The following is a 21,230-nucleotide window of genomic DNA, read 5'->3' on the forward strand; positions in this document are numbered from 1 at the left end:
TCTGGACCCGCACGCATCGCGAACTGGTGATGGCGTTATCTGCGGGCGTGCTTGCCCTGGTCTGGGCCTGGGCCCGGCGTGCGGAGCGGCGCCGATTGGCAACGCCGCGGCCTGCGGAGCTGGCCTCCCGCTCCCGCGGCTCACGCCGGCGGCGCCACGGCAGCCGCCATCCGGCTCATTCGCGGGGTACGTCGTCCTCGTCGTCGCGTTCGAGGCTGGACGTCGCCTGATTGCCGCCCGGCGCGGGCCTGTCGAGCGGACGGCAGAGATGCCGGTTCAGCTGCCCGAGCCGCTCGGACTTTTCCACGGCGGCAATGATCACCTCCGGGTGCAGCATGAGCATGAAGGGGTTGCGCTCCGCGATGGGATGGGCCATTTCGACGCTCCTCAGGCCAGTACCGGCCTGGGTTCACTCTACGCCGCGAGCGCGGATTTTCATTGTCACCGCAGCGCCAAACGGCTTGTCGGATGACTTCTGACACGAAGCGTCCCGAGCGGCCGGGGCTCGCTGCGCGATTTCTAGGCCGGCGCAGCGCCCGATGGGGCCGCGCGGTCGAAAAGCCTTTCGAAATTCGCGCTCGTGACACGGGCCACGTCCTCGACCGACAGGCCCTTGATCTGCGCCAGCTTGGCTGCGACGTGCGCCACCCAGGCAGGCTGGTTGCTGCGGCCTCGGTGCGGCACCGGAGCCAGATAGGGGCTGTCGGTCTCGATCAGGCAACGCTCCAGCGGCACCATGGCCGCGACTTCCTGGATCTCGACCGCGTTGCGGAAGGTCAGAATGCCTGAGAAGGAGATGTAGAAGCCCAGGTCCAGTGCGGCGGCAGCGATGGCCGGGGTCTCTGTGAAACAGTGGAAGACACCCGAGGTCGCCCCTTCGTCGGCCAGCATCGTCACCGTGTCGGCACCGGCGGCGCGGGTGTGTACCACCAAGGGCAGGGCCGCATGGCGGGCGGCGCGGATGTGGACGCGGAAGCGCTCGCGTTGCCAGGCCATGTCGGCCAGGCTGCGGCCGTTGAGGCGGTAGTAGTCCAGCCCGGTTTCACCGATGGCCACGACGCGCGGCAGGGCGGCGCGCCCGAGAAGATCGTCCAGCGACGGTTCCAGCACGCCCTCGTTGTCGGGGTGGACGCCCACGGTGGCCCAGAAGTTGGTGTGGGCGAGCGCGATGCCGTGGACCTCGTCGAACTCTTCCAGCGTGGTGCAGATGCACAGCGCGCGATCAACCCTTGCGGCGGCCATCTCGGCACGGATCTCGGGCAGCCGCTCGCGCAGGCCGGGAAAGTTCAGGTGGCAGTGCGAATCGACGAACATGCGCAAGGCGGGCCTGGCTCCGTCCGGCTCATGCCGGTCAGGCCACGCCGCTCAGATGGTCTGGGTGGGCTTGGACGAAGAGATCTGGGTGCCCAGCGCTTCTTCGATCTTGATCTTGAGCTGGCGCGATTTTTCGTCGTTGGGGAATCGCACGCCCACCCCTTGTGTGCGCCCGCCCGACGCGTTGGCCGGCGTGATCCAGGCCACCTTGCCGGCCACCGGAAAGCGTTGCGGATCGTCGGGCAGCGACAGCAGAAGGTAGATGTCGTCGCCGAGCCGGTATTCGCGGTTCGTCGGCACAAAGAGCCCGCCCTCGGTGAGAAGCGGGATGTAGGCGGCATAGAGCGCGCCCTTCTCGCGGAACATCAGCTGGATGACGCTGGGGCGGCCAGGGGCACCGGCGGGGACGGGGCCTGCAGCGGGCGGGCCGAGGCCGCCGGATCGGGTGGACGCGCGATCAGTCATCGGGGAAGTGTATCCAAGCGCCGGACTGCGGGTGATGCTGCTGACCCGGCCTGTGGCGTGCGTCGCGCGCAAGCCGCCAGCGCCTGCGCGGCGCCCTGCACCAGGGCGTCGACCAGCAGGGCTTCCTGCCAAGGGTGTTCGTCATGGCGGGCAATGCGATCCAGCTCGCGCGACCACGCGCTCAGCGCCGGCAGCGCGGCCTGGGCCGGCACGGCGTCGGCGGCGAAGAAGGTGGTCGGCGCGCCGCAGGCGCGGGCCATCGCGTCATGGCAGAGCTTGTGCAGCGTGTCGACGACGCGCGGCACGGGCCAGCCCGCGAAGACACCGCCCTGCCCTCGTGCCACCGCCGGCGGCACCGCGGCCCAGGCGCGGGCGTCGACGCCCGCACGCGCCAGCGCCAGGGCATCGAGAGCGCGGCCGCTGCAGGCCGCCAGCAGCACCTCGGGCGCGGCCACGCCCTGGTGCGCCAGCCAGGCCGCGGCCTGCTCGCGCGGCGGGTCGGCCAAGCGCAGGCGCTGGCAACGGCTCAGCACCGTGGGCAGGATCTGCGCCGGGTCGGCCGTGGTCAGCAGCACGCGAGTGCCGGCCGGAGGCTCTTCCAGCGTCTTGAGCAGCGCATTGGCCGACTGCAGGTTCAACACATCGGCCGGATGCAGCAGCGCCACCTTGCCGTGGCCGCGGGCGCTGGTCTTGTAGACCCAGTCGATGAGGCCGCGGACCTCGTCGACGCGGATCTGGCGGCTCGGCTTGCGCTTGCCCTCGTCGCCCTCGGGCTTGTCGTCGGCCAGCGGCCAGTCGTGCTCGCGGCGCAGGGTTTCGGGCAGCAGCACGCGCAGGTCGGGGTGGACGCGGGCCTGCACCAGATGGCAGCTGCCGCAGCGGCCACAAGGCCGGCGCGCGCCCCCAGCCACCCCGCCCACTTCGCACAACCAGGCCTGGGCCAGCGTCAAAGCGAACGGCAGCGCGCCCGAGCCCGGCGCGGCGTGCAGCAGCAGGGCGTGACCACGCTGCGTGCCCAGGGCCGCGGCCAGTGCATCGGCGATCCAGGGCAGAGGCAGCTCGCCGTCCTCGCCCACCATCAAACCGGCGCCGGCGTCTACCACCATGCGCGCCGACGCATCTCGGCCTCGATCTGGGCCCAGACCGCGGCCCGCTCCTGCACCGCAGCGATGCGCGCGAAGCGCTCGGGCGCGGCGGCGGCGCGCGCTGCATAGCCGGCAATCACGCGCTCGAAGAAGGCGGCGTCCTGGGCTTCGAAGCGGTCGGGTGCGCGCGCCGCGCCGCGTCGCTGGGCAGCCGTGGCGGCGGGCAGGTCGAACCAGAAGGTCAGATCCGGCGTGCGCCCGGCCTGCACCCATTGTTCAAGTTGAGCCAGCACCGCCAGGTCGAAGCCCCGCCCGCCGCCCTGGTAGGCGAAGGTTGCGTCGGTGAAGCGGTCGCACAGCACGGTGGCGCCGCGCGCCAGCGCCGGTGCGATCAACTGGACGAGGTGGTCGCGCCGCGCGGCGAAGACCAGCAAGGCCTCGGTCAGCGCGTCCATCGGTGCGTGCAGCACCAGTTCGCGCAGCCGCTCGGCCAGTGGCGTGCCGCCGGGCTCGCGCGACACCACGACCTCGTGGCCACGCTCGCGCAGCCAGGCCGCCAGCGTCTCGATGTGCGAGCTCTTGCCGGCGCCGTCTATGCCTTCGAAGCTGATGAAGCGCCCGCCGCTCAATGCCGGGCTCGCTGGTATTGGTTCACCGCCCGATTATGTTCGGCCAGGGTCTCGCTGAAGGCACTGCTGCCGTCGCCGCGGGCCACGAAGTAGAGCGCTCGCGTCGCCTCGGGCTTGACCGCGGCCAGCAGGCTGGCCATGCCGGGCAGCGCGATGGGGGTGGGCGGCAGGCCGGCGCGCGTATAGGTGTTGTAGGGGCCGTCGGTGAGCAGGTCGCGCCGGCGCAGATTGCCGTCGAAGGCAGCGCCCAGGCCGTAGATCACCGTCGGGTCGGTCTGCAAGGGCATGCCGATGCGCAGACGGTTGCTGAAGACGCCGGCCACACGTCCGCGGTCGTCCGGTGCCCCGGTCTCCTTTTCGACGATGGAGGCCAGGATCAGCGCCTGGTCGGGACTCTTCAGCGGCGTGGCTTCGGCGCGCTGGGCCCAGGCCTCGGCCAGGCGGCGCTGCATCGCGGCGTGGGCGCGCCTGAGCACCGTGAGGTCGCTGACGCCGCGGCTGTAGACGTAGGTGTCGGGGAAGAAGCGGCCCTCGGCGGCTTGGCCTGCGGCGCCCAGCGCCTCCATCAGCTGGGCCTCGCTCAGGTCGGCAGTGGCCGGGCGCAGATAGGGCGCGGCGGCCAGCGCAGCGCGCAGCTGGCGCAGCGTCCAGCCCTCGATGACGCGCACTCGCTCCAAGGTCTCGTCGCCCTGCACCATCTTCTCGAGCAATCGGCGCGGCGTGGTGCCGGCGGCAATTTCATAGCTGCCGGCGCGGATGCGGCGCGCCTGGCCGGAGGCACGGAACCAGGCATAGAGCAACTCCGGCGAAGTCTGCACGCCGGCGTCGACCCAGGCCTGGGCCACCTGGCGCGGCGCCGTGCCGGGCTCGATGGAGAGCTCGGCGTGGGTCGCGGCCAGCGGCAGCGGGCGCTCCAGCCACCACCAGGCCGCACCGGCCATCGAAGCGGCCAGCAGCGCCATCACGGCCAGCGGGGCCAGTGCGGGACGAAGACCTGGGGAACGGCTTGCCATGGGGCGCCGATGATAATCAGGCCATGATCTCAACGACCCCTTCCGCCCTGCCCCAAGGCAGCGTCCGCCTGAGCGACTGGGGCCTGATCCGCGCCCGGGGCGAGGACGCCGCGAGCTTTCTGCATGGCCAGCTGACCCAGGACATGAGCCAGCTCCAGGCCGGACAGGCGCGGCTGGCCGGCTATTGCTCGGCCAAGGGCCGGCTGCTCGCCACCTTCGTGGTCTGGCGCCCGGCCGACGACGAATTCCTGCTCGCCTGCAGCGCCGATCTGCTGCCGGCCGTACTCAAGCGCCTGACGATGTTCGTGCTGCGCGCCAAGTGCAAGCTGAGCGACGCCACGGCCGAACGGGCGCTGTGGGGCGCTGCCGGCAGCGCAGTGGGCGAGCTCTGCGCAGGGGCAGATGCCGCTGCAGCGTGGACCTGCATCAAGGGGCCGGCGGGTGACGCCATCGTGCTGCCGGCCGCCGTGGTCGACGGACTGTCTATCCCGCGCGTGTTGCTGGCGCGTGCGCCCGATGCGCCGCTGCCGCAGACGCTGGCACCCGCGGCCTGGCAGTGGCTCGAAGCGCGCAGCGGCGTGGCGCGGGTGATGGCGGCCACGTCCGAGCAGTTCGTGCCGCAGATGGTCAATCTCGAACTTGTCGGCGGCGTCAATTTCCAGAAAGGCTGCTACCCGGGCCAGGAGGTGGTGGCGCGCAGCCAGTACCGCGGCACGCTCAAGCGCCGCGGCCTCGTCGTCGACAGCGCCACGGCGCTGCAGCCGGGCCAGGACATCTTCCACAGCGCCGACCCCGGCCAGCCGGCCGGCATGGTGGTGCTGGCGGGATCGCTGGGCGAAGACCGCCATGCGGCGTTGGTCGAGCTCAAGCTCGCGGCCATGACCGGCGGAAGTCTGCATGCCGGCAGCGCTGACGGCCCGCTGCTGCAACTGGGCGAATTGCCTTACGAGATTCCGGCCGAGGCGGCTTGAGCGGCGAGATCTTCGTCTACTGGCGCGTGGGCCCCGAGGCTGCGCCAGCCGCCATCGCTGCGGCACGCGATTTTCAGGCTGCGCTGCAAGCCTCTCATCCAGGATTGGCGGTGCGCTTGTACCGCCGCGTCGACGTCGCCCGCGGCCAGGTCACGGTGATGGAGACCTATGCAGCGCCGGACGTCGTGAGTGAAGCGCTGTTGGGCCGGGTGCGGGAGGCCGCATGGTGCCCCGCCGAGCGTCACGTCGAGGTCTTCGAAGCCCTGGCCTGATCCAGGCGCAGGCGCATCGCCTGGTGCGGCAGGCCGGCTTCGACGTAGACGGGGCCTTCGGCGACGAATCCGGCGCGGCTGTACAGCGGCACGGCATCGATGGCTGCTTCAAGCCTCACCTCGGTGCAGCCACGTTCGGCCGCCGCGCCCAGCAAGGCTTCGAGCATGGTGCGGCCTACGCCGGCGCCGCGCACGCCGGGCAGCGCGGCCATGCGGGCAAGCCGCGCCACCCTGCCCTCGTCGGCCCGCTCGTCCATGCTCAGCCGGCCGCAGCCCACCGCCGCGCCCATCCGGTTGAGCGCCAGCAAGTGCAGGGCCGGTACGTCGCTTTCGTCGCCCGCCAGCTGCGCCGGCAAGCCTTGCTCGTCCACCAGAACGGCCTGGCGCACGGGGCTGATCTGCGCGCCCAGCGCCGCCCAGTCGCCCAGTTGCAGCGTCACCATCGCCGCGCCCGACTCAAACGCCAGGATGGCCTCGCGCAGCGGTGCCGGCAGCGGCCTGGCGGTCTGCGTTGCCGGGTCAGCATAGACGTAGACCAGCTCACCGTGTACCAGGCGCCGCTCGCCGCGAAAGACGGCTGCCTGCAGGCGCATCGAGCTGTTGCCCTGGTGGATGCAGCGCACGCCGATGTCCAGCCGCTCATCGAAACGCGCCGAGCCCTCGTAGTCCAGCGTCGCCTTGCGCACGAAGAGATCGCCCCCCAGGCCGGCCAGCGTCTCGGCATAGGGCAATGCGAGCGCGCGCCACCAGCCGGCCACCGCAGTGTCGACGTACATCAGGTAATGGCCGTTGAAGACGATCTTTTGCAGGTCGACCTCGGCCCAGCGCACGCGCAGGCGTTCGAGGTGGCGGAAATCGCTGCGTTTCATGTCGGGCTGGCCTGGCGCAATGCCGCGGCCGCGGCGTCCAGGGCGGTCACGGCTTCCTTCAGAGCACGCCCCATCTTGATGAAGTCGTGCGTCACGCCGCGATAGAGCTCCAGTTGCACCGGCACGCCAGCCATGCGAAGGCGGTCGCCATAGGCCAGGCCCTCGTCGACCAGCGGATCGCACTCGGCCAGCACGATGCACGCGGGTGCAACGCCGTCGAGATCGGCCTCCAGCGGGGCGAAGCGCCAGTCGCGCCGGTGGTGGTGGGGGATGGTGTGGTCGAACATCCAGGCGATGGTCACGGCGTCGAGCAGAAAGCCGTTGGCAAAGAGGCGGTGCGACGCGGTGTCGGCGTGGGCCGTGGTGCCGGGCGTGATCAGCAACTGCAGCGCCAGCGGCAGGCCGCGGTCGCGCGCATGCAGGGCGCTCACGGCCGCCAGCGTGCCGCCGGCGCTGTCGCCACCGACGGCGGCGAGCTTGGCGATGCCGTGTCGGGCCGGGTCGGCGGCCAAGGATTCCATCGCGGCCCAAGCATCGTCGACCGCGGCCGGAAACGGGTGTTCGGGCGCCAGCCGGTAGTCCAGCGCCACCACGGCCCAGCCGCTGCGCCGCGCGAGCTGGCGGCACAGGCTGTCGTGGGTCTCCAGGCTGCCGATGACGAAGCCGCCGCCGTGCAGGTAGAGCAGCGCGGGTCGCGGCTCGGGGCCGGCTGCATAGAGACGGGCCGGGCGCGGCGCGCCGCCGCCACCCGGCAGGGTGAAGTCCTCGACGCGGGCCAGCGGCGCGCGTGGCAGATCCAGCACCTCGGCGGCGCGTTCGTAGGCCTGGCGAGCCTCGGGCGGCGTCATCGCGTGCAGCGGGGTGCGGACGGCGCGCTGGATGCGGTCTAGCAGGCCGGCCATCTGCGGGGTGAGAAGCTGGGTGGTCATCGCTGCCGAGAGCATACTTTCAGCTCCGCATCCGCACACCGAAGGCCATGGCGCGCATCCTCTACCTGACCCAGATTGACATCGACCACGGCGCCGTGCGCCTGCTGGCGACCGAGTGCCAGCGCATCGGCATGCGGCGGCCTCTGGTGGTGACGGACGCCGGCGTGCGTGCCGCCGGCGTGCTGCAGATGGCGCTGGATGCGCTGGGCGACCTACCGCACGCGGTGTTCGACGGCACGCCGTCCAACCCCACCGAGGCCGCCGTGTACGCCGCGGTGGCAGTGCTGAAGGAAGCAGGCTGCGACGGCCTGGTGGCGGTGGGCGGCGGCTCCAGCATCGATCTGGCCAAGGGCGTGGCCATCGCCGCCACCCACGAAGGGCCGCTGAAGACCTACGCCACCATCGAAGGCGGCAGCCCCTTGATCAGCGACCGCGTGCTGCCGCTGATTGCCGTGCCCACCACGGCCGGCACCGGCAGCGAGGTGGCGCGCGGGGCCATCGTCATCGTCGACGACGGCCGAAAGCTCGGCTTCCACAGCTGGCATTTGATGCCCAAGGCGGCCCTGCTCGACCCTGATCTCACCGCCGGCCTGCCGCCGGGCCTGACGGCGGCCACCGGCATGGACGCCATCGCCCACTGCATGGAGACCTTCATGGCACCGGCCGTCAACCCGCCGGCCGACGGCATTGCGCTGGACGGCCTGGCGCGCGGCTGGGGCCATATCGAGCGCGCCACGCGTGATGGCACAGACCGCGAGGCGCGCTGGAACATGATGAGCGCCAGCATGCAGGGCGCGCTGGCCTTCCAGAAGGGCCTGGGCTGCGTGCATTCACTCAGCCACAGCCTGGGCGGCGTCAACCCGCGCCTGCACCACGGCACGCTGAACGCGATGTTCATGCCCGCGGTGGTGGCTTTCAATGCCCAGGCCGACAGCATCCGGCGCGAGAAGCGCCTGCCGCGCATGGCGCAGGCCATGGGCCTGGCCGGCTGCGACGAGGCCGGCACCGAGCTGATCGCGGCATTGCGGGCGATGAATGCACGCCTGGGCCTGCCGGCCGGCCTGGCTGCGATGGGCGTGGGCGAAGACGTTTTCGAGCGCGTGATAGCCGGCGCGATGGCCGACCACTGCCACAAGACCAATCCGCGGCTCGCCAGCTGCGACGACTACCGCGCGTTGCTGGCCGCCTCGATGTAGCGGCCGGCCCGGGGACCGGCCGGCCCCCGGGCGCTAGGCCGGGGTCGCCTCAGCCTTCGGCTTGTCGCTTTTCTTGGGCGGCTGGATGTCGAGTTGCACCGCTTCCTTGTCGTCGATGTCCACTGTCAGTCGGCCACCGTCGACCAGGCGACCAAACAGCAACTCGTCAGCCAGCGCGCGGCGTATCGTGTCCTGGATCAGGCGCTGCATGGGACGCGCGCCCATCAGCGGGTCGAAGCCCTTCTTGGCCAGGTGCTTGCGCAGCGCATCCGTGAAGGTGACTTCCACCTTCTTCTCGGCCAGCTGGCCTTCAAGCTGCAGCAGGAACTTGTCGACCACGCGCAGGATGATGTCTTCATCGAGCGAGCGGAAGTTGATGATGGCGTCGAGCCGGTTGCGGAACTCGGGCGTGAACAGGCGCTTGATGTCACCCATCTCGTCGCCCTGCTCGCGCTTGTTCAGGAAGCCTATCGTCGCCTTGTTCATGGTCTCGGCGCCCGCATTGGTGGTCATGATGATGATCACGTTGCGGAAATCGGCCTTGCGCCCGTTGTTGTCGGTCAGCGTGCCGTGGTCCATCACCTGCAGCAGCACGTTGAAGACGTCGGGGTGCGCCTTCTCGATCTCGTCCATCAGCAGCACCGCGTGCGGCTTCTTGCTGATGGCCTCGGTGAGCAGGCCGCCCTGGTCGAAGCCGACATAGCCCGGGGGCGCGCCGATCAGGCGGCTGACGGCGTGGCGCTCCATGTACTCCGACATGTCGAAGCGGATCAGGTCTATGCCCATCACATAGGCCAGCTGCTTGGCGACCTCGGTCTTGCCGACGCCGGTGGGGCCGCTGAAGAGGAAGCTGCCGATGGGCTTGTCGGGCTTGCCCAGGCCCGAGCGAGCCATCTTGATGGCCGCGGCGATGGCATCGATGGCCGGGTCTTGCCCGAAAACCACGCTCTTGAGATCGCGGTCGAGCAGCTTGAGCTTGCCGCGGTCATCGCTGGAGACGCTGGCCGGCGGGATGCGCGCGATCTTGGCGACGATCTCCTCGACCTCGTTGCGCGTGATGGTCTTCTTGCGCTTGCCGGCCGGCAGGATGCGCTGGGCGGCGCCGGCCTCGTCGATGACGTCGATGGCCTTGTCGGGCAGGTGGCGGTCGTTGATGTACTTGGCCGAGAGCTCGGCCGCGGCCTGCAGCGCGCCGACCGCGTACTTGACGCTGTGGTGCTCCTCGAAGCGGGTCTTCAGGCCCTTGAGGATTTCTATCGTCTGCTCGACCGAAGGCTCGACCACGTCGACCTTCTGGAAGCGCCGCGAGAGCGCCGCGTCCTTCTCGAAGATGCCGCGGTACTCGGTGAAGGTGGTCGCGCCAATGCACTTCATCGTGCCATTGCTGAGCGCGGGCTTGAGCAGGTTGCTGGCGTCCAGGGTACCGCCGCTGGCGGCGCCAGCGCCGATGAGCGTGTGGATCTCGTCGATGAAGAGGATGGCGTTGGGGTGGTCTTTCAGCTGCTTGAGCACGCCCTTGAGGCGTTGTTCAAAGTCGCCGCGGTACTTGGTGCCGGCCAGCAGCGCGCCCATGTCCAGCGCGTAGACGGTGGCATCGCCCAGCACCTCGGGCACGTCGTTCTGGGTGATGCGCCAGGCCAGGCCCTCGGCGATGGCGGTCTTGCCCACGCCGGCCTCGCCCACCAGCAGCGGGTTGTTCTTGCGCCGGCGGCACAGCACCTGGATCACGCGCTCGACCTCGAGCTCGCGGCCGATCAGGGGGTCGATCTTGCCGTCGCGCGCCAGCTGGTTGAGGTTCTGGGTGAACTGCTCGAGCGGCGAGCCCTTGGCGTCGCCGCCCTCTTCCTTCTCGCCCTCGTTGTTGCCATTGGCCTCATTGCTCTTGGCCGGCTCGGGCGGGTCGTTCTTCTTGATGCCGTGGGCGATGTAGTTCACCACGTCCAGCCGCGTCACGCCCTGCTGGTGCAGGTAGTAGACAGCGTGCGAGTCCTTCTCGCCGAAGATGGCCACCAGCACATTGGCACCGGTGACTTCCTTCTTGCCGCTGCCGGTGCTCTGCACATGCATGATGGCGCGCTGGATGACGCGCTGGAAGCCCAGCGTCGGCTGGGTGTCGACCTCGTCGCTGCCGCCGACGGTGGGCGTGTTTTCCTTGATGAAGCCGGCCAGGCTCTTGCGCAAATCATCGATATTGGCGGCGCAGGCGCGCAGCACTTCGGCGGCCGAGGGGTTGTCGAGCAGTGCCATCAACAGGTGCTCGACCGTGATGAACTCGTGGCGCTGCTGGCGCGCCTCGACGAAGGCCATGTGCAGGCTGACTTCTAGCTCTTGGGCGATCATGCGGCCTCCATAATGCATTGCAGCGGGTGTCCTTCACGGCGGGCCGCCGTGAGCACCAGTTCGACCTTCGTCGCGGCGACGTCCTTGGGGTAGACGCCGCAGATGCCGCGCCCTTCGTGGTGGATCTTCAGCATGATGTGCGTGGCAGTATCCGCATCACGCTGGAAATAGTGCTGCAGCACCATCACGACGAATTCCATCGGTGTGTAATCGTCGTTGAGCAGCACCACCTGGTACAGCGATGGCGGCTTGACGCGCGCCGCCTTGCGCTCGGCCACCACCGAACCGCCGCCGTCCTGATCGGGTGTCACGGGGGGCTGCGTAGGTGGCGATGGCGGTGTTTCCTCGGGCATGAGGCATTCTATCGAGTTGGGTTCTGGCTGCACGGTGCCGGGATTAAGGCCGGCCGATGGCGTGATGTTGGACTGATTCGGCGGCCTTCAAGTCGGCAATCTGCAACCGTCCGGATACATCCGCTTGCAAGCAACGGGCCACCCTGAGCATCGAGATGCCAGTTAGATACATGCCAGCGGTGGCAATCTCGTCAAATTCTTGACACCTTTTCCACGGCACGCGCAGAATTTGCCGCTGTCAGAAGGGGCACATCATGATGTCAGGCACGGTCAAGTGGTTCAACGACGCCAAGGGCTTCGGTTTCATTGAACCCGACGGCGGCGGCGCCGACGTCTTCGCCCACTTCTCGGCGGTGCAGATGGAAGGCTTCCGCACCCTCAAGCAGGGTGGTCGGGTGAGCTACGAATTGGTGCAGGGCCCCAAGGGTGACCTGGCCCAGAACATCCGCGCGCTCGTCGCCGACGGCGATACCGCGGCACCAACTTCGCCGCAGACGGCGGTCGGCACGATAGCCTGAACCGCGCGGCTCAGGCCGCTTCCAACCGCCACATCCCGAAGGCCGGCCCCGACGCTGGCAGGGTGATGCAGTCGTCGGCATCGGCACGCAGGTCTGCCGTGCCGGCGATTCCCGCAAGTTCTGCCCCAAGCACCGCCACCGGCAAGCGCACCGGCGCGTGTACGGCCCGGGCGGCATGCACCAGGATGGACTCGCCTGGCGCCTCGCGCAAGAAGGTGATCGCGTCGTCGGCCACGTTGAGCCAGCGCAGGCCACCGCGTCGCAGCGCCACGCTGCCGGCGCGGGCCGTGAACAACGCCCGCGTGTGGGCCAGGCGGCGCGGATCCCAGCGCTGAGCTTGCGCCCAGGGCATGGGGATGCGGGCTTGCTCAGGCCCCAGGGCGGCCAGCCCGATCTCGTCGCCGGCATAAATCATGGGCACGCCGGGATAGGCGGCCAGCATGCCGAAGGCGACGTCGACGAGGCCGGCATCACCCAGCAGCGATGCGACGCGGTGGGTGTCGTGCGAGCCGATCAGGTTCATCGCGTGCAGCGTGCCCTGCCAGGGCGTGACACCGGCGAACTCACGCATGGCCTCCACCACCAGGCGGCCCGCCAGATTGGGCAGCGTCGGGTACTTGCCGTGGGCATAGGGCCGGGCCTGGGGCGGCAGCAACCATTGCCACAGCGGCCGCGTGAAGGCGGCGTAGTTCATCGTGCCCTGGTAGCCGTCGCCCAGCAGGTCGCGGCTGGCGTCATGGTTGGACTCGGCCTGCAGGAAGGACTCTTTCGCCACCTGCGCCATCGTGCGCCGTATGGTGGTGGCCACCTGATGGCTGAGGTTGATGTCGCCGTGGATGCCGGTCATGTTGGCGACGTCGATACGCCAGGCGTCCAGTGCATGCGGGCCCAGCCACCGGGCCACCACCGAATCGGGCCCGTCGTAGAGGCGGCGGCGCAATTCGGCGCTGCGGTGATCGAAGATGGGCATTTCCTTCATGCCCCACCAGCCAGCGTACTTGTCGGGATGCTGCTCGAAGAAGAAGAAGCCGGCCTCGGGTGATTTCGGGTCGGCCACCGCGGCGCGGAACCACTCGTGGGTGTCGCCGCCGTGGTTGGTGGTGAGGTCTCCCATCAGCCGCATGCCGCGCGCACGGGCGGCGGCGGCCAGGCGGGCCATGGCTTCGTCGCCACCCAGCAGCGGATCGACGCGGCCGAAGGTCGAGGCGTTGTAGCGGTGGTTGGATGCGGCCGGAAAAAAGGGCGTGAGGTAGATCGTGCCCACGCCCAGCGAGGCGATGTGGTCGAGATGGGCCGCGATGCCGTCGAGATCGCCGCCATAAAGCTGGCGCGGCGTGTCGGGGCCAACGCCGATGACCGGGTCGTCCCAGGCCGCCGGCCGGGCCCAGGGCGGCGCCGGGCGCTCGCAGGACTTGGCAAAACGGTCGGGAAAGATCTGGTACATGGTGCCGGTGGCCCAGTCGGGCGGCGGCGTGTAGGTGCTGAGCCTGAAATCGGCCGCGTCAGCGACATCGCGGCCGTGCAGGCCCGTGCCGTTGAGCCACTGATAGCCCTGGCTGCCGCCGTCCAGCAGCCAGCGGTAACTGAGCACCGGGTTGACGACGGGCACGCGGGCTCGTAGCCAGGTGTCGCGGCTTTCCCGGCGGTCAACCGTGGCAGGCACCAGTTCGGGCTCGCCGTCGCTGATCACGCGCACCCAGGCCTGGCTGACATCGCTGGCGCGCGGAACGCGCAGGAAGACGTCGACCTTGCCGCCGAGCCTGGGCGTCGGATCCGGCACATAGAGCGCCGACCCGTCGTGGTGGGCGCGCGTCCAGTCGGCAGCCTGCATCGCCGTCTCCTCGGTGGGTTCTGCCAGGTCGGGTCAAGCCGGACGGTGCCAGCCTTCCAGCCGCGCCATCAGGCCGGCGGTCGAGCCATCGAGGCCGCGGGTGTCGCCGCTGGCCAGGCGCGGCAGCAGGTCGCCGGCCAGCGCCTTGCCGAGCTCGACGCCCCACTGGTCGAAGCTGTTGATGCCCCAGAGCGCGCCGCTGGTGTAGACGCGATGCTCGTAGAGGGCGATCAGCGCGCCCAACGAGGCCGGGGTCAGGCGGTCCAGCAGCAGCGTGGTGCTCGGCCGGTTGCCGGGAAAGGTGCGGTGGCGGGCCAGGGTCTCGGGCGCCAGCGTCTTCGATGCCGTGGGCGCCTTCTCGGCCGCGGCCTGGGCCGTGGTCTTGCCCAGCATCAGCGCCTGGCTCTGCGCCAGGCAGTTGGCCAGCAGCTTGGCATGCAGGTCATGCAGGCCGTGGGCCGGGCACTTGACGGCGATGAACTCGACCGGGATCACATCGGTGCCCTGGTGCAGCATCTGGAAGTAGGCGTGCTGGCCGTTGGTGCCCGGCTCGCCCCAGACCACCGGACTGGTGCCGAAGGGCAGCGGCTCGCCATTTAGGTCGACGCACTTGCCATTGCTTTCCATCTCCAGTTGCTGCAGATAGGCTGGCAGCCGCTTGAGGCCCTGGTGGTAGGGCGCGACGCTGCGGCTGGTGAAACCGTGGAAATTGCGGTACCAGACATCGAGCAGGCCCAGCAGCACCGGCAGGTTGCGCTCGAGCGGCGCGCTGGCGAAGTGGCGGTCCATCGCGTGGGCGCCGGCCAGCAGCGCACGGAAATTGTCGGCACCGATGGCGATGGCGATGGGCAGGCCGATGGCGCTCCACAGCGAATAGCGCCCGCCCACCCAGTCCCAGAAGCCGAAGGTGGTGGTGATGCCGAAGGCCGCTGCCGCCTCGACATTGGTGGTGCTGGCGGCGAAGTGGCGCGCCGTGTCGGTGCCGCCCTGGGCCAGGAACCAGTCGCGCGCCGCATGGGCATTGGCCATCGTCTCCTGGGTCGTGAAGGTCTTGCTGGCGACGATGAACAGCGTCTCTTCGTGCTTCAGGCCGCGCAGCACCGGCGTGATGTCGTGGCCGTCGACATTGCTGACGAAGTGGAAGCTGAGGCCGCGGTGGGCGAACTCGTCCAGCGCCGGCAGCACCATCTGCGGCCCGAGGTCGCTGCCGCCGATGCCGATGTTGACGACGTGGCGGATGCGGCCGTCGGCGCGGATGCGCTCGGCATAGGCCAGCATCGCGTCGAGCACGCCATGCACTTCGTCGCTGTGCGGCCCCTGCCCGCGCGGCGCGCGCAAGGCGGTGTGCAGCACGGCGCGGCCCTCGGTGGTGTTGGTGGGGGCGCCGGCCAGCATGGCGTCGCGTCGCGCCTCCAGATCGCAGGCGCGCGCCAGGGCCAGCAGCAATTGCAGGGTGTTCGCGTCGACCAGGTTCTTGGACAGGTCGGCAAAAACCTCGGGTGCCTCGACACCCAGGGCCTGGAAGCGGCCGCGGTCGGTGGCAAAAGCCTGGCGCAGGTCGAAGGCGCGCCCCTGTGCTTCATAGTGGGCGCGCAAGGCCTGCCAAGCGGGGGTGCGGTCGCAGCGGGGTGCGGTCATGGTGTTCTCCGTTCTAGGCATTCAGAGGGACTCATTGTTCTTCGCCCCAGACAAAGCCGTCGCGCGCCACCAGGGCGCTGGCCGCGGGCGGGCCCCAGGTGCCGGCGCCATAGGGGCGCGGGCCAGCTTCGTCGGCCTGCCAGGCGGCCAGGATGGGCTCGACCCAGCGCCAGGCCTGCTCCTGCTCGTCGCTGCGCACAAAGAGGTTGAGCCGGGCCGCGATGGCGTCGAGCAGCAGGCGCTCGTAGGCGCCGATGCGGTCGGCCGGGAAGGCGCGGTCGAAGTCGAGGTCGAGGAAGACCGGCGCCAGCGCGTCGGTGGTGCCGCTGCCCTTGGCGGCCAGCAGGTGCAGTTCCAGCCCGTCCTCGGGCTGCAACTTGATGACCAGCTTGTTGGGCGTGTGGCTGCCGGGGAAGATGGGGTGGGGCACGGGGCGGAAGTTGACGACGATCTGGGCGTCGCGCGCCGCCAGGCGCTTGCCGGTGCGCAGGTAGAAGGGCACGCCGGCCCAGCGCCAGTTCAGAACCTCGGCGCGCAGCGCGACGAAGGTCTCGCAGCGGCTGTCGGCCGGCACGTTGATCTCTTCCAGATAGCCCGGCACCTTGGCGCCGTCCACCGTGCCGGCCTTGTACTGGCCGCGCACGACATCGCGCGCCACGCTCTCGGCCGTGAAGGGGCGCAGCGCGTGCAGCACCTTGAGCTTCTCATTGCGGATGGCGTCGGCGTTGTTGCTGGATGGCGGCTCCATCGCGATCATGGTCAGCAACTGCAGCGCGTGGTTCTGGATCATGTCGCGCAACGCGCCGGTGCGGTCGTAGAAGTCGCCGCGCGTGCCCACGCCCAGATCCTCGGCCAGCGTGATCTGGATGTTGGCGATGCTCTCGCGCCGCCACAGCGGCTCGAACAGCGCATTACCGAAGCGTAGCGCCATCAGGTTCTGCACCGCCGACTTGCCCAGGTAGTGGTCGATGCGCAGCGCCTGCTGCTCGCTGAACACCGCCTGTACGGCGCGGTTGATGGCCTGGGCGCTGGCAAGGTCGTGGCCCAGCGGCTTCTCGAGCACGATGCGCACGCGCGGCCCGTTCAGGCCGCTGGCGCCGAGCTGCTGGCAGACCATGGGAAACAGATGCGGACTGGTGGCCAGATAGTGAACCACGGTGCTGGCCGCGCCGCCGGGACGGCCATCCACCCAGACGTGCAACTGCTGGTAGTCGTCGGTCTGGGACAGGTCCATGCGCCGGTATTGCAGCAGCGCGAGGAAGCGGGTGAACGCATCCTGGTGAGGCAGGCGGTCGGAGACGCCGTCGTCGAAGCGTTTTTGCAGCCAGGCGCGGTAGCTTTCGTCGCCATGCTCGTCGCGCGCCACGGCGAGGATGCGGCCGTCAGCCGGCAGGCGCCCCTTGCGGAAGGCGCGGAACAAGGCCGGCATGAGCTTGCGCCAGGCCAGGTCGCCAGTGCCGCCGAAGAGGATCAGATCGAAGGACATGCTGAGGCTCCGGGTCTGGGTGTCCGGCTGGCGGCCGTCACCGCGCACGCGGCCGGCCGCCGGGGGAAGGCGCCGAAAGTGCCGCACAGGGCAACGGCCCGGGCCCTGCCGTGCTACCGATAAGGTGGTGAATCTTGCGCATCAAAAGCGCTTTGAATGATATCCCAAACGCTTTGGGCATCACTCAGGACTTTTTTGCAGAACCTGCGGGGCCCTCAGACCGGCGTCGCCACGCGCTCGTAGAGGGCCAGGTAGCGCGCCGCCGCGGCGTCCCAGTCGAAGTGCTGGGCCATGGCGCGGGCCTGCACCAGGCGCCAGTCGGCGGTGCGCCGGTACAGCGCGATGGCGCGGCGCAGCGCGGAGACGAAATCGGCGCGCTCGAAGCGGTCAAAGACCATGCCGGTGGCAAGGTCGTCGTCCAGGCTTTCCAGCGTGGCGTCGACCACGGTGTCGGCCAGGCCACCAACGCGGCGCACCAGCGGCAAGCTGCCATAGGCCAGTCCGTAGAGCTGCGTCAGGCCGCAGGGCTCGAAGCGCGAGGGCACCATGATGACGTCGGCGCCGGCGACGATGCGGTGGGCCAGGGCCTCGTCATAGCCCAGGCGCAGCGCCACCTGTTCCGGGTGTTGCGTGGCCGCGGCACGCAAGGCGGTTTCGAGAGCCGCGTCGCCACTGCCGAGCACCACCAATTGGGCGCCGCGCTGCAACAGGTCGGGCAGGCCGGCCAGGACCAGGTTCATGCCCTTTTGCTCGGTGAGCCGGCTCACGACGCCGAAGAGCGGCGCCGCGGTCTGGTCGCCGAGGCCGAACTCGGCCTGCAGCGCGGTGCGGCAGCGCGCCTTGCCGGCCATGTCCCGGGCACTGTAGTGGGCGGCGATGTGGCTGTCGGTGGCCGGGTTCCAGACCGCCGGGTCGACGCCGTTGAGGATGCCGCTCAGGTCGTGGGCGCGCGCCCGCGTCACGCCGTCCATGCCGCAGCCCTGCTCTTCGCCCTGGATCTCCTGGGCATAGGTGGGGCTCACCGTGGTCACCTTGTCGGCATAGACCAGGCCGGCCTTCATGAAGCTCACCTGGCCGTGGAATTCGAGCCCCTGGACGTGGAAGAAGTCGCCCGGCAGGCCCAGTTCGGGCACGACGCCAAGCGGAAACAGGCCCTGGAAGGCCAGGTTGTGTACGGTGTAGACCGAGCCCGCCAGGCGCACGCCCCGCCGCGCCGAGGTTTCCTGCAGATAGGCCGGCGCCAGGCCGGCATGCCAGTCGTGGCCGTGGACGACCTGCGGCTTCCAGCTTGCATCCAGCCCGTCGGCCAGCATGGCCGCGGCACTGCCCAGCATGGCGAAGCGCAGATGGTTGTCGGCATAGGCCAGACCATCGGCGCCGGCATAGGGGTTGCCTTCGCGCTCATAGGCGGGGTGGTCGACCAGAACGCAGGGCGTGCCGTCGGGCAAACGGCCCTGCAGCAGCCGCGTGCCGGGCAGAGGCAGATGGCCCGGCAGGCCCTCGGCCAGCGGCCTCACATCGGCCACGCCGCGCTTCACGGCCGGAAATGCCGGCAGCAGCACGCGCACCTCGCAGCCGCGCGCTCGCAACGCCGCCGGCAGCGCGCCGCAGACATCGGCCAGGCCGCCTGTCTTGAGCAGCGGAAACAACTCTGCGCAAACCTGCAGTACCTTCATGGCCTGGTCCTCCGGTGGATGGGGCGCCTCTGTTCCCGCAGCGCCTGCGGACCTGACGGTTTCAGAGCGAGTTCAGGATCTCGCGCCGCTTGTTCTGGTATTCGGTCTCGTCGATCAGGCCCTGCTCGCGCAGGCGCTTGAGGCCCTTGAGCCTTTGCTCCTGCTGCTCATAGAAGGCGGCGTCGCGGGCCGCGGGCGGAGCGGGAGCTGCGGCGGCCGCCGGCGCCAACGCAGGCAGGGCAGCGCCCGCCGGCACGGCCACGGCCGGAATGGCAACCGCGGCGGGAGTGACGGCGGCGGGGGCCGCGGCAGCCGGCGCCGCCAGCGGCAGCGCGAGCCAGTCGCCACGCACCTCTGTGGCACGCGCATGGCGCAGCACCGCAGCGCCCTGCTTTGAACGCGAGCCGTAGCTGAACTCGGGTGTGCGGTTGCTGCCCCGCATCGCGTTGTAGAACTCGAAGCGCGTGTCGCGCACGATGAGCTGCAGCCGGCCCTCGGCCACGAAAAGCCGCGCCGTCACCGCGATGGGTTGCATCATGCGGACTTCGCCGCGCCGCGCACTGCTGACCAGCAGCAGATCTTCTTGCGGGCCGGCCTGTCCCAGTGCCTCGGCCAGGGGCACGGCCAGTTCGGCAGCCTCGTCGGCATCGAACAGTGCGCGGCGGCGGCCACCGTCATCGAAGGTGATATCGATCAGTTGCCGACGCAGCCACTCGGGCTCGAGCGCCGCCGGGTGCTGGTTGGGCACGACGCCAGCCTCGCGTGGCACGAGCCGAATTTCGCTCTGATCCCGGATGACCCACAGGCGCTGCGTCGCTGGCGCGCGCCGGCCCGAGACATCAGCCGCCGCCAGCACCATGACGGGCTCTGCAGTTGCGGCGACCGCGGGGGTGGAAACGGCTACCTGGCCACTGGCCATGGCCGCGCACAGGGCCAGCGTGCCCGGAAGCCGCGCGGCACGCTGGCAGCGCATGGCGCGTCGTGTGAACTCGAAGTCATTCATGCAGTTGCCCGAAGTTGGGCTCGGGCACGGCGCGCAGGCCGCCGTCGAGCGAAGGCCGGAAAGGCGGGCACTGTAGTCGAATTCATGCAGGGCGCAGCCACCGCTGACGCCCGCGCGTGGTTACGTGAAGGTTACATGTTGCTTGCGCGCACACCTAGCGCAAACCCGAGTTGGGGCGCGGGTCAAGCGATGCCTACATTGCCGACCGTCTTCGATGAGGATGCTGATCGGAGGTCGGATGTTGCGGGACTGATCAACCAGCCTGCGATTGAGGGCCTGGCTTCCCGACAACGACGGTACGACCTTGTCCTGTCCGGATCAAGTCCGGTGGGACATCGGAAACCGGCGGTGCCGCCGACACTTCGCGATCGACGGCAATGCCGTGTTTTTTCCAAAACGTTTTGAGGAGATAAACAATGAAATTCCGGACCACCTTTCTTGCCGCTGCGGCGCTGAGTGTCCTTTCCACCGCCGCCAGCGCCGTCGACTGGGGCGGCTACACCCGCATCGGCCCGGGCCAGAAGTCGACCTGCTACAACGGCGGCGGCGCCAGCGGTTTCGGTTCGCAGGCGCCCGGACACGGCGGCATCGGCCGCCTGGGCAATGAATGCGAGACCTATGGCGAGTTCGCGCTCAGCCAGGGCATGGATGCCGGCGGCGTCAACTACAAGGCCCTGCTGATGACCAACTTCTTCAGCTCCGGCTCGACGCCCCTGCGCAACACCGACCCCACCGGCGGCAACAACGACAACACGCCGCGCATCGCGCAGCTCTATGTCGAAGGCAAGGGTTTCGACGTGATGCCCAACGCCAATTTCTGGGTCGGGCGCCGCTTCTACCATCGTGCTGACGTGCATTGGGACGACAGCTTCTACGTGATGGGCGGCCTGCAGGGCAGCACCGGCGCCGGCGTCGACGGCATCTCGGTCGGTGGCGGCTCGCTGGGCGTGGCCATCTTCCGCTCGCCCGACGAGGCCTCGGTGACCAATGCCGGCACACTGATCAACATCGATCTGCAAGGCATTTCGGTGAACCCGGGCGGCAAGCTGCGTGCAACGCTGTCGTTCAGCAAGTTCGGCGGCACGGGTGGCGAGAACGGCTCGGGCCTCAGCCTGCAGCACAACCAGTCCATCTTCGGCGGCGAGAACACGCTGTGGGTCCAGTACTCGCAAGGCTCGACCTGGCTGGACATGGGCTTTGCCGGTGCCACCGACGATTCGAGCAAGAAGCGCTGGCGCATCGCCGACAGCTTCGCGCTGCTCAACGGCCCGCTGACCGCACAGACGCTGATCCACTACGGTGAGGTCGATGCCGACACCAACGGCAAGAAGGCCAAGACCTTCTCGCTCGGCGGCCGTGTCGCCTATGCCTTCACGAAGAACTTCAAGCTGCAGGGCGAGGTCGGCTACGCCACCACCAAGAACGAGCTGACCGGCAACAACAACGAGAACGTCACCAAGTTCACGATCGCCCCGACGCTGACGGTGGGCCCGAACTACTACGACCGTCCGGAACTGCGCTTCTACGTCACGCAGTACAGCATGAACGAGAACTACCGCCTGGCCAATGGCGCCGCCAAGAAGAACAAGACGGCCTTCGGCTTCCAGGCCGAGATCTGGTTCTGATGCACTGACGGCATCGC

The 21,230-nt window shown here is 69.3% G+C and carries 20 protein-coding genes; 5 read left to right on the top strand and 15 right to left on the bottom strand.

Annotated elements, in window-relative coordinates:
• Positions 1-175 precede the first annotated feature (175 nt).
• The 6 genes from JMV16_RS00970 to mltG all read right to left on the bottom strand — a co-directional run bounded on the left by JMV16_RS00970 (position 176) and on the right by mltG (position 4,506).
• Positions 176-376, bottom strand: coding sequence for a hypothetical protein (locus JMV16_RS00970; protein WP_201492840.1), 201 nt, complete (start codon positions 374-376; stop codon positions 176-178).
• Between the two features lie 143 nt (positions 377-519).
• Positions 520-1,314: a TatD family hydrolase gene (locus tag JMV16_RS00975; RefSeq protein WP_201492797.1), complete on the bottom strand. Its 795-nt coding sequence runs from the start codon at positions 1,312-1,314 to the stop codon at positions 520-522.
• 51 nt (positions 1,315-1,365) lie between these two features.
• Complete coding sequence (locus JMV16_RS00980; RefSeq protein WP_201492285.1) at positions 1,366-1,779, bottom strand: PilZ domain-containing protein; 414 nt, start codon at positions 1,777-1,779, stop codon at positions 1,366-1,368.
• Entirely contained in the window at positions 1,776-2,885 is a 1,110-nt protein-coding gene (locus JMV16_RS00985; protein ID WP_201492286.1) for a DNA polymerase III subunit delta', read from the bottom strand. The genes JMV16_RS00980 and JMV16_RS00985 overlap by 4 nt, the downstream gene beginning before the upstream one ends.
• Entirely contained in the window at positions 2,876-3,493 is a 618-nt protein-coding gene (gene tmk, locus JMV16_RS00990; RefSeq protein ID WP_201492287.1) for a dTMP kinase, read from the bottom strand. The genes JMV16_RS00985 and tmk overlap by 10 nt, the downstream gene beginning before the upstream one ends.
• Complete coding sequence (gene mltG / locus JMV16_RS00995; protein ID WP_201492288.1) at positions 3,490-4,506, bottom strand: endolytic transglycosylase MltG; 1,017 nt, start codon at positions 4,504-4,506, stop codon at positions 3,490-3,492. Before mltG ends, tmk begins: the two co-directional genes overlap by 4 nt.
• Before the next feature lie 23 nt (positions 4,507-4,529).
• On the opposite strand from mltG, the gene JMV16_RS01000 reads away from it, so the two are divergent.
• Both JMV16_RS01000 and JMV16_RS01005 read left to right on the top strand, forming a co-directional pair.
• The gene (locus JMV16_RS01000) at positions 4,530-5,477 is read left to right on the top strand and encodes a YgfZ/GcvT domain-containing protein (RefSeq protein WP_201492289.1); all 948 of its coding nucleotides are present in this window, start codon (positions 4,530-4,532) and stop codon (positions 5,475-5,477) included.
• Entirely contained in the window at positions 5,474-5,749 is a 276-nt protein-coding gene (locus tag JMV16_RS01005; RefSeq protein WP_201492290.1) for a DUF4936 family protein, read from the top strand. The genes JMV16_RS01000 and JMV16_RS01005 overlap by 4 nt, the downstream gene beginning before the upstream one ends.
• On the opposite strand, the gene JMV16_RS01010 is transcribed toward JMV16_RS01005, so the two are convergent.
• Positions 5,719-6,618 carry a GNAT family N-acetyltransferase gene (locus JMV16_RS01010; RefSeq protein ID WP_201492291.1) on the bottom strand — a complete coding sequence of 300 codons (900 nt, stop codon included), beginning with the start codon at positions 6,616-6,618 and terminating at the stop codon, positions 5,719-5,721. The genes JMV16_RS01005 and JMV16_RS01010 overlap by 31 nt on opposite strands.
• Entirely contained in the window at positions 6,615-7,520 is a 906-nt protein-coding gene (locus JMV16_RS01015) for an alpha/beta hydrolase (protein ID WP_201492798.1), read from the bottom strand. The genes JMV16_RS01010 and JMV16_RS01015 overlap by 4 nt, the downstream gene beginning before the upstream one ends.
• A gap of 74 nt (positions 7,521-7,594) precedes the next feature.
• On the opposite strand from JMV16_RS01015, the gene JMV16_RS01020 reads away from it, so the two are divergent.
• Complete coding sequence (locus JMV16_RS01020) at positions 7,595-8,743, top strand: iron-containing alcohol dehydrogenase (RefSeq protein WP_201492292.1); 1,149 nt, start codon at positions 7,595-7,597, stop codon at positions 8,741-8,743.
• Positions 8,744-8,776: 33 nt separating this feature from the next.
• Here the strand turns inward: JMV16_RS01020 and clpA are convergent, their stop codons facing one another.
• Positions 8,777-11,083 carry an ATP-dependent Clp protease ATP-binding subunit ClpA gene (gene clpA / locus JMV16_RS01025; protein ID WP_201492293.1) on the bottom strand — a complete coding sequence of 769 codons (2,307 nt, stop codon included), beginning with the start codon at positions 11,081-11,083 and terminating at the stop codon, positions 8,777-8,779.
• On the bottom strand, positions 11,080-11,436 hold the full coding sequence (gene clpS, locus JMV16_RS01030; RefSeq protein ID WP_201492294.1) for an ATP-dependent Clp protease adapter ClpS: 357 nt from the start codon (positions 11,434-11,436) through the stop codon (positions 11,080-11,082). The genes clpA and clpS overlap by 4 nt, the downstream gene beginning before the upstream one ends.
• Before the next feature lie 254 nt (positions 11,437-11,690).
• Between clpS and JMV16_RS01035 the strand changes: the two genes are divergently transcribed.
• Complete coding sequence (locus tag JMV16_RS01035; protein ID WP_201492295.1) at positions 11,691-11,954, top strand: cold-shock protein; 264 nt, start codon at positions 11,691-11,693, stop codon at positions 11,952-11,954.
• A gap of 10 nt (positions 11,955-11,964) precedes the next feature.
• On the opposite strand, the gene JMV16_RS01040 is transcribed toward JMV16_RS01035, so the two are convergent.
• From JMV16_RS01040 to JMV16_RS01060, 5 genes are all read right to left on the bottom strand, one after another.
• Positions 11,965-13,785, bottom strand: a complete 1,821-nt coding sequence (locus JMV16_RS01040; protein ID WP_201492296.1) for an alpha-amylase family glycosyl hydrolase — start codon at positions 13,783-13,785, stop codon at positions 11,965-11,967.
• A gap of 33 nt (positions 13,786-13,818) precedes the next feature.
• Positions 13,819-15,423 (bottom strand): glucose-6-phosphate isomerase, encoded by a 1,605-nt coding sequence (gene pgi, locus JMV16_RS01045; protein WP_201492297.1) that lies wholly within the window; start codon positions 15,421-15,423, stop codon positions 13,819-13,821.
• A 31-nt stretch (positions 15,424-15,454) separates the two neighbouring features.
• Positions 15,455-16,909, bottom strand: a complete 1,455-nt coding sequence (gene zwf, locus JMV16_RS01050) for a glucose-6-phosphate dehydrogenase (RefSeq protein ID WP_201492298.1) — start codon at positions 16,907-16,909, stop codon at positions 15,455-15,457.
• Between the two features lie 215 nt (positions 16,910-17,124).
• A complete protein-coding gene (glgA, locus tag JMV16_RS01055; RefSeq protein ID WP_201492299.1) occupies positions 17,125-18,585 on the bottom strand; it encodes a glycogen synthase GlgA in 1,461 nt (486 codons plus the stop codon).
• Between the two features lie 61 nt (positions 18,586-18,646).
• Positions 18,647-19,588 (bottom strand): SHOCT domain-containing protein, encoded by a 942-nt coding sequence (locus JMV16_RS01060; RefSeq protein ID WP_201492300.1) that lies wholly within the window; start codon positions 19,586-19,588, stop codon positions 18,647-18,649.
• Between the two features lie 416 nt (positions 19,589-20,004).
• Between JMV16_RS01060 and JMV16_RS01065 the strand changes: the two genes are divergently transcribed.
• Complete coding sequence (locus JMV16_RS01065; RefSeq protein ID WP_201492301.1) at positions 20,005-21,213, top strand: carbohydrate porin; 1,209 nt, start codon at positions 20,005-20,007, stop codon at positions 21,211-21,213.
• Positions 21,214-21,230: the final 17 nt, after the last annotated feature.

The organism is Rubrivivax sp. A210 (assembly GCF_904426505.1).
GTDB lineage: Bacteria > Pseudomonadota > Gammaproteobacteria > Burkholderiales > Burkholderiaceae_C > Rubrivivax.